At 64.2% G+C, this 1882-nt stretch carries 2 protein-coding genes; both read right to left on the bottom strand.

Annotated elements, in window-relative coordinates:
* Positions 1 to 16: 16 nt before the first annotated feature.
* A complete protein-coding gene (locus AC2VOP_RS12830) occupies positions 17 to 898 on the bottom strand; it encodes a carbohydrate ABC transporter permease (protein ID WP_486961325.1) in 882 nt (293 codons plus the stop codon).
* On the bottom strand, positions 895 to 1882 hold a 988-nt coding region (locus AC2VOP_RS12835), incomplete at its 5' end, for an extracellular solute-binding protein (protein WP_486961326.1). The genes AC2VOP_RS12835 and AC2VOP_RS12830, both read right to left, overlap by 4 nt.

A 1882-nucleotide genomic window follows, 5' to 3' on the forward strand; every position in this document is an offset into this window, starting at 1 on the left:
TCCGCTCGCTCGGCCATCACGGTCTCCCGGTACCGGGTGCCGCAGCACCGAACACCTTGACGAAAATAAACGCGATGATCGCGACACAGCCGAAGACCAGCACCGAAATCGCAGAACCCAGCCCCACGTTGAAACCCTTGAACAGGTTGTCATAGCCCAGAATCGACACCGATCCTGTGTTATTGGATCCGTGCGTGAGCACGTAAATGTTGTCGAAGATCCGAAACGCGTCGAGCGTGCGGAACAGCAGCGCCACCAGGACGGCCGGTTTGATCAACGGCACGATGACCTTGATCAGTCGCCGCCATGCACCGGCGCCGTCGACCTGCGCGGCTTTCAACAGGTCTTCGGGTACCAACGCAAGGCCGGCGAGCAACAGCAGCGCCATGAACGGCGTCGTCTTCCACACCTCGGCCAGGATCACCACGCCCAACGACGGAATCTGCTGAGTCAGCGGGGCGCTGCCGTCGGGCAGTAGATTCGCCAGGTAACCGGTCCCGGGCGTCCAGGCGTAGTACCAGCTGTAGGCGGCGGCCACCGTGACGATGCCGTAGGGAACGAGCACGGCGGTGCGGACGATGCCCTTGGCGAACATGCTCCGATGCATCACCAGTGCCAGCGCCAAACCCAGGACGAGTTCGATCGACACCGAGATGACGGTGATCGCCAACGTCACCAACAGCGCCGTCCACCAGTAGGAATCGGTCAGGGTGGTCTGGTAGTTGGTGAGGCCGATGAACGAGGTCTCCGCCGGGGTGGCCAGGTTGTCACGCAGCAAGCTCAGCCATACGGCGTAACCGATCGGGTAGGCCGTCACCGCCAGCATCAGGATCACCGCCGGGGCGATCAGCACAAACGCCAATCGCCGCTGCGATCTGGTGTCCTCGGTGCGGGTCACGGGATGAGCCCCTGGCCGTCGATGGCCTTTTGCACCTGTTCGGCGAGTTCGTCGGCGGTGTGCTCAGGGTCGATGTCGGTGATCGGCGCCAGCACTGCCGATATTCGGGTGGACACCGCCTGATAGACCGGCGTCGCCGGCCGGATCGCGGCATCGGTGAGCTGCTGGCGGATCACGGCGTACATCGGGTACTTGGTCTGGAATTGCGGGTCAGAGTACAACGAGGTGCGTACCGGAGGCAGGCCGCCTTCCAGTGAGACGTACTTCTGGCTCTGCACATCACGCAAGCAGCGGATCGCCTCAAACGCCTCCGCCCGGTGCCGGGTGGTCGTCGCGACGGCCAGGTTCAACCCACCCAACGTCGACTTCGCTGGCCGACCCGGCTGCACCGACGGGTACGGCGCGAAACCGAACACTTTCCTGCTGGCCTGGTATGCGTCACGGAACTGCTGATCCGAAGGGGCGAAGGTACCGACCCTGTTGATGCTGCCGGCCAAGTCGGGACGTTTGTTCAGCGGAAGGAAGCTCACTCCGCCTTTGACGGCGTTCTCCAGCATCGACGCCAGGACATAGGGCCAGTTGACCTCCAGTGCCGACCTGCCCTGCTCGAATGCCAGCCGTGCGGTGCTCGCGTCGGTTTCGGTGATCGACGGATCCGCGCCCGGCGCGGTGGCGACCGATTTCATGATCTGAAGTGCCGCCACGGTGGCGGCCCGATGCTGCGGCGTGTCGGTGAGGGTAACGGTCTTCCCGTCGTCGGAGAGCACCTGTCCACCCGCGCTGACCAGCACTGTGTTGAACCACACCACCAGGCCTTCGTCCTGCTTGCCCTGCACCCCGATCCAACTGGGTTCACCGGCGGCGTGCAGCCGTGCCGCTTCGGCGAGCATCCCCGCCCAGGTCGTCGGCGGCTTGTCCATCAGGTCGGTGCGATACCAGAGCAACTGGGTGTTGGTGGTGACGGGCGCGGCATAGAGCCTGTGG

Source organism: Mycobacterium sp. TH-M106, assembly GCF_057473765.1.